The sequence below is a fragment of the Flavobacterium sp. UBA4854 genome, assembly GCF_002399805.1.
Classification (GTDB): domain Bacteria; phylum Bacteroidota; class Bacteroidia; order Flavobacteriales; family Flavobacteriaceae; genus Flavobacterium; species Flavobacterium ginsengisoli.
In genome coordinates this window covers 11224-17546 of the sequence record NZ_DHEI01000015.1, presented here as the reverse complement: position 1 = coordinate 17546, position 6323 = coordinate 11224, and the positions used below count along the sequence as shown (strand labels likewise).

Sequence of the window (6323 nt, the reverse complement as noted above, 5' to 3'; positions counted from 1 at the left end):
ACTTTATCTACCAAAAACAATAACTCGCCCGAAACTGGTTTAATCAATTGCATCGGATATAATGTTGGATTGTATTCGCCCGTCGTAACTTCTTTTAAAGCATGAACTTTCTTTTCTCCAAAAGCCACCACTACAATTTTTTCTGCCTTATTGATTATTGGAGCAGTAAGCGTGATACGATACATTTTTTGCGGAGCCAAATAATAAGCGTCAACCCATTTAGTTTGTTCTTCTAGAACCGCTTCACCTGGGAAAAGAGAAGCCGTATGTCCGTCGTCTCCCATACCTAAAAGAATCAGGTCAAATTTACCTTCTTCGCCCAAAACAGTTCTGATAGATTTCTCGTATTCAGCAGCATATTCTTCTGGTGTAACTCCGTCTTTATACATTTCAAAAATGTTTTCTTGCGGAATTGGAACGTGGCTCAATAAAGTTGAATAAGACATTTTTGCATTGCTCAAATCATCATTAAGCGGAACCCATCTTTCATCACCCCAAAAAATATAAACTTTACTCCAGTCTATTTTGTTTTTGTAAGCATCAGAAGCTAATAATTTGTAAATTCCTGCAGGAGAAGAACCTCCTGTAAGAACAGCTGTAAATTTGCCATTTGCAGCTATTGCTTTCTGAGCCGATTCTACAAAAAGATCTGCTGCTGTAGTATTAATTTCTTCTGTGTTATTATAAATCTGTATCATTTAAAACTTCTTCTTTTGTTTGTGTATTCGGAATCCATTTGTGGCCTTGGCGCGCTAACAATTCATCAGCTTCTTCAGGTCCCCAGCTTCCCGCTTTGTAATTTGGGAAATTCTTTGGAGCAGTTGTTTTCCAAACTTGCTGAATCGTATCAATTGCGTCCCAAGCTTCTTCCACTTGATCCCAACGCATAAATAGAGTAGGATCTCCTAGTAATGCATCTGCAATCAACGTTTCGTATGCTTCTGGCGACATTGTTGAGCAAGCAAAATAATCGAAAACCATTTCAGCAGGTCTTAAAGACATTGATAAACCTGGTTTTTTGGTCATAAATTGCAGTTTAATGTCCATTGAAGGCTGAATATTGATAATCAGCCTATTTGGTGTCATACCTTCTTTTCCATAAGAAAATGAAGAATGCGGAACGGGTTTAAACTGAATAATGATCGAAGATTGTTTTTCTTCCATTCTTTTTCCTGAACGTAAATAGAACGGAATTCCTTGCCATCTCCAGTTGTCCAAATAAATTTTCATTGCTACATAAGTCTCTGTATTAGAATCTGGTGCAATGCCTTTGTCTTGACGGTAACCTGGAACTGGAACACCTTTTATTTCTCCAGCATCGTATTGGCCTCTTACAATGTAATGATCAACTTCGTCTGGTTTGATTCGGCGAATCGATTTTAAGACATCTGCTTTACGATTACGAATGTCATCAGCATTTAAAGAAGCAGGAGCTTCCATAGCCGTCATACATAAAATCTGAAGCAAGTGGTTTTGAATCATATCTTTAAGTGCGCCAACACCTTCGTAGAATCCGCCTCGTTCTTCAACGCCAACTTCTTCTGCAACGGTAATTTGCACGAAATCAATAAAATTACGGCTCCATAAAGGCTCAAACATTGAATTTCCAAAACGGAAAGCCAAGATATTTTGAACTGTTTCTTTTCCTAAATAGTGATCGATTCTGTAAATCTGCTCTTCTTTGAAAGTCTGCGAAAGCATTTCATTCAATTCAATTGCAGAAGCTTTATCGTAACCAAAAGGTTTTTCAATTATAATACGATCCTGTTTTGGATTTGCAGCAAGCCCGATTTTCTTGATATTGCTAGAAATTGTAGAAATGAAAGAAGGCGTAATCGAAAGATAGAAAAGACGATTAGCACGTTCGCCAAAAGCCAAGTCAAAATTGTTTATTTTTTCGTTCAATCCGATATACGATTCTTCTTTGTCAATATCAAGACTGTGGTAAGTGATGTGAGAAAGAAATTTTTCTGTTTCTGGGTCATTGATTCCTTTTCTTCTTGAAAAAAGATTTAGATTTTCTGCCACATAAGCGCGAAAATCTTCATTGCTTTTTTCAGCTCTACCAAGAGCAATAATCTGAAACTTTTCAGACATACGTCCGTCAAGGTACAGATTTTGAAAAGCTGGGAAGAGCTTTCTTTTTGCTAGATCTCCAGTTCCTCCAAAAATTACTATAATTGTCGGATTCTTTAGTTTATTTTTAGTCATTGTGTGGTGTAGTTGTGTTGCTTTAATTATTTACTCAGCCCATTGAGTATGGAAAACGCCTTCTTTATCGATACGCTCGTAAGTATGCGCTCCAAAATAATCACGTTGTGCCTGAATTAAATTGGTTGGAAGATTAGCAGAACGGTAAGCATCAAAATAAGCCAATGAATTCATTAATCCTGAAACTGGTAATCCTTTTTGAACTGCGAATTGAATAACCGCTCTCATTCCTGATTGGTTTTCTACTAATTTTGAAGCAATTCCGCTATCTAAAAGTAAATTTGGCAAATCTGTTTTGGCAACATATGCTTTTCTGAAATCTTCTAAAATTGTCGCACGAATGATACATCCGCCACGCCAGATTTTAGCAACTGTTTCTAAATTTAATCCGTAGTTATATTCTTTAGAAGCTGTGTGAAGCTGAGCTAAGCCTTGCGCATAAGTCACAACGATAGAAAAGAATAAAGCCGATTTTAAAGAAGCAATTGCTTCGTTTTGAGAAACACTTGTTTCATCAGCGTTCCAAACTAATTTCTTAGCCGCTTCAATTCTTTCTGGTTTTGTTTTAGACATATCGCGCATGTTCACTGCTGCGTCGATTGTCGGAACTGGAACTTGTAAATCCATTGCATTTTGCGATGTCCATTTCCCTGTTCCTTTAGATCTTGCCCAATCCGAGATTTTGTTGATTAATTGTGTTCCGTCTTCGTCTTTTTGTTTTAAGATGTTTCCAGTAATTTCAATCAAATACGATCTTAAATCATCAGTCTGATTCCATTCAGCAAAAGTTTTCTGAATCGTTTCGTCGTCCAAGTTATAACCTCTTTTCATTAAGTCATAAATCTCAGAAATCAACTGCATGATTCCGTATTCGATTCCGTTATGAACCATTTTTACGTAGTTTCCAGCAGAACCATTTCCTAAATATTCTACACAAGGCTCTCCATCTACTTTTGCAGCAATTGCTTCAAAAATAGGACGTAATCTTTCATAAGCTTTTTGATCTCCACCAGGCATCATAGCTGGACCAAAACGAGCGCCTTTTTCACCGCCAGAAATTCCCATCCCAAAGAAGTGGATTCCTTTTTCAGACAATTCAATAAATCTTCTGTCAGTATCAGTAAAATAAGTGTTTCCACCGTCGATGATGATATCTCCTTTATCTAAATGAGGAAGTAAACTAGCAATTGCGCTGTCAACTGGTTTTCCCGCAGGAACCAATAGCATAATCGCTCTTGGCTGTTGAATAAGTTCTACAAAATGCTTTACATCTGTAGTCGCTTCGATAGTATGATCAGGAGCAGCTTCTTGTTGAAGTGAGTTGACTTTTTCGGTATCTAAGTCTAAACCTGCAGCCGCGAAGTTGTGGCTAGCAATATTTAAAAGTAGGTTACGGCCCATTACACCAAGTCCTACAATTCCAAAATCAAATTTGTTCATAGTTTTCAATTAACTAAATTATTAGAAAGCTGTTTTTTGCAGAAAAAAGCACGAAAAAGCACAGTAATGTTTTTTAGTTCAATGTTTTGCAGAAAAACAATGGTTATTTTAATTTTTTTACATTCAAAATGCAGACCGCTAAGTTAGGCAAAAATGCTGAAAAAGGAGGTGTAAAATAGTTCACTTTTGGTCTTTATTGTGATACTTTTTTATGTGTAAAAATTACGCTTATTATAATTGTTTCTAGTCCTTTATAGTACTATATCGTTATAATACTGATAATGTAATTGCGAGTTGTTTTTATTTACAGTAGTTTTCTGCTCAAGAGTAAAAAGAAGTAAAAAATTACAAAAATGTTTATTGAAAATATAGGAATTGGGGTAATTTTGGAAACCCAATCATTGGATCCAAGATTTAATTCATTAAAGTATTATATCCTTTTTATGCCAAGAAACATAAAGTTTGTTTTTACAGCCATCTTTTTAACCCTGACTTCGGGAGTCTTTTTTAAAGCAAATGCACAATCGGTACTAGAAAATGAAATTTCTATTCAGGCAGTTAAGAAGCCATTAGGCAGTGTTTTGGACTTAATGGAAGAAAAAGGGAATTTCAGATTTGCTTATTATGGTAAACTAGCTGTAAAAGATAGCATCGTTAGCATTCATACCGATAATAGTACCGTAAAAGGAGTTCTGGATCAGTTGTTAGGTGCTAAATATGAATTTAAAGAATCGCCAGGATTTGTTATTGTTCGTTATGCGCCTTTAGAACTTGCTCTTGTGTTAGAAAAAAACACTGTTATGAGCGACGGACAGCAAATTGTAATTGGTTATATTGTAGATACAAAAACCAATAATCGTATTGAAAATGTGAGTGTATTAGAGAAGAATGCACTAGTATCTACCTTAACCAACAAAGATGGTTTTTTTGAACTTCGATTAAAAAATGCACCTCAAGCTATAGAACTTACAGCGGTTAAGGAGAATTATAAAACGGTGACAATGGTTTTTCTTTCTGAAATTAAAATTCAGATGGGAGATAAAAAAAATAAAACAGATTATATTGATGGAGATTTCTCTGCAATTGAAAGATCAGGAATTGGCCGTTTCTTTATTTCCTCCAAACAAAAAATACAAGCGCTCAATCTGGGAGGATTTATTTCGAAGGTTCCTTTGCAGGCTTCTTTAATTCCGAGTATCAGTACTCGAGGAATGCTGAATACGCAGATTGTCAATAATTTTTCGCTAAATATATTAGGAGGTTATAATGCTGGAGTTCGCGGACTTGAAATGGCAGGGCTTTACAACATTAATCGTATGAATGTGGATGCGCTTCAAATAGCCGGAATATTTAATACCGTTGGAGGATCTGTAAACGGAGTTCAGTTAGCGGGAATCTATAATAATGTTTTTGGCAATTTAAGAGGATTGCAAGTAAGTGGTATTCATAATAGTGTAAAAGGTTCGCAAGTCGGTTTGCAAATGGGCGGTATTTATAACAATGTATATAAAGATTCTAAAGGACTTCAAATTGCAGGAATTGGTAATACAGTAAAGGGTTCGCAAAACGGATTACAGCTTTCGGGAATTTACAATATTGGAAAAGATACCTTGCGAGGTGCTCAAATTACAGGTCTTTTTAATTATGCCAAAGAATTACATGGAGTCCAATTTGGATTGGTCAACATTACAGATTCACCCTCTGGTTATAGTTTTGGTTTATTAAACTTTAAAAAAGGCGGTTATAAAAAAATCAGCATAACGAGCAACGAAATTTCAGATATAAATCTTGCCGTAAAAACAGGAGATCATAAAATGTATACCATTTTAATGGCGGGAAGAAGCGATAGAACCGATGAAGAAAAACTGTTTTCTTTCGGAATTGGACTAGGAAAGAACATTCCGTTAGGGAAACGCTTCACTTTTAATCCCGAATTTAGCACGCAGTATCTTTATTTAGGAAATTGGGACATTTATAATTCCTTATCTAAATTTGATTCTTCCTTTTCTTTTCAATTGTGTAAAGGCGTAGCGATATCTGCAGGACCTTCTTTAAATTTTTATTGGTCTGAGAAACAAGATAAAAACGGAAACGTAAATACTTCTACATTCGTTCAAGATCGTACCAAACGCTATACTATAATCAACAATAATAGCAAAGACATTCTGGGATGGATAGGATGGAGTTTTGGTTTGACGCTGTTTTAAAAAATGATAAAAAAAAGCCTGTAAATATTAATTTTACAGTTTAGAGTCGCCAGGAATCGAATCCGAGAATACATTTAAGCAACTAAAATCAATTGGAAAGCTTAAGGATAAATCATCAAAAACATATAAGCAAACAAATTGACTAAAAGCACAACGCCGTAAACGATATTCGATTTTCCTTTGCTAAGAGAAAGCATTACCGTAAAAACAGACAGTGCCAAAAGAACAATAGATTTAATATCAAGCCCTAAAACAATAGGAATTCCCAATAAGATACAAACGAGCGCAACAGTTGGAATAGTTAAACCAATACTGGCAAGTGCAGAACCTAAAGCTAGGTTTAAACTCGTTTGCAATCTGTTCTTTTTGGCTGCAATTATCGCTGCAATCGCTTCTGGCAATAATATAATAATGGCGATTATAACCCCAACCAAAGATTTTGGAAGATTGTGACTTATAATAATA

The 6323-nt window shown here is 35.5% G+C and carries 4 protein-coding genes and 1 pseudogene; 1 reads left to right on the top strand and 4 read right to left on the bottom strand.

Translation table 11 applies throughout. The features are described 5' to 3' along the window. The 3 genes from pgl to gndA all read right to left on the bottom strand — a co-directional run. A partial coding sequence (pgl, locus tag B3J44_RS01450) for a 6-phosphogluconolactonase (RefSeq protein ID WP_286965130.1) occupies positions 1 to 698 on the bottom strand: 698 nt, incomplete at its 3' end. After that, positions 682 to 2211, bottom strand: a complete 1530-nt coding sequence (zwf, locus tag B3J44_RS01445; protein ID WP_286965129.1) for a glucose-6-phosphate dehydrogenase — start codon at positions 2209 to 2211, stop codon at positions 682 to 684. The genes pgl and zwf, both read right to left, overlap by 17 nt. Positions 2212 to 2241: 30 nt before the next feature. Beyond that, positions 2242 to 3651, bottom strand: a complete 1410-nt coding sequence (gene gndA / locus B3J44_RS01440) for an NADP-dependent phosphogluconate dehydrogenase (protein ID WP_286965127.1) — start codon at positions 3649 to 3651, stop codon at positions 2242 to 2244. 353 nt (positions 3652 to 4004) lie between these two features. Between gndA and B3J44_RS01435 the strand changes: the two genes are divergently transcribed. Next, positions 4005 to 5858: a hypothetical protein gene (locus B3J44_RS01435; RefSeq protein ID WP_286965125.1), complete on the top strand. Its 1854-nt coding sequence runs from the start codon at positions 4005 to 4007 to the stop codon at positions 5856 to 5858. A 101-nt stretch (positions 5859 to 5959) separates the two neighbouring features. Here the strand turns inward: B3J44_RS01435 and B3J44_RS01430 are convergent. Next, positions 5960 to 6323, bottom strand: a pseudogene (locus tag B3J44_RS01430) (ionic transporter y4hA); the annotation flags it as partial.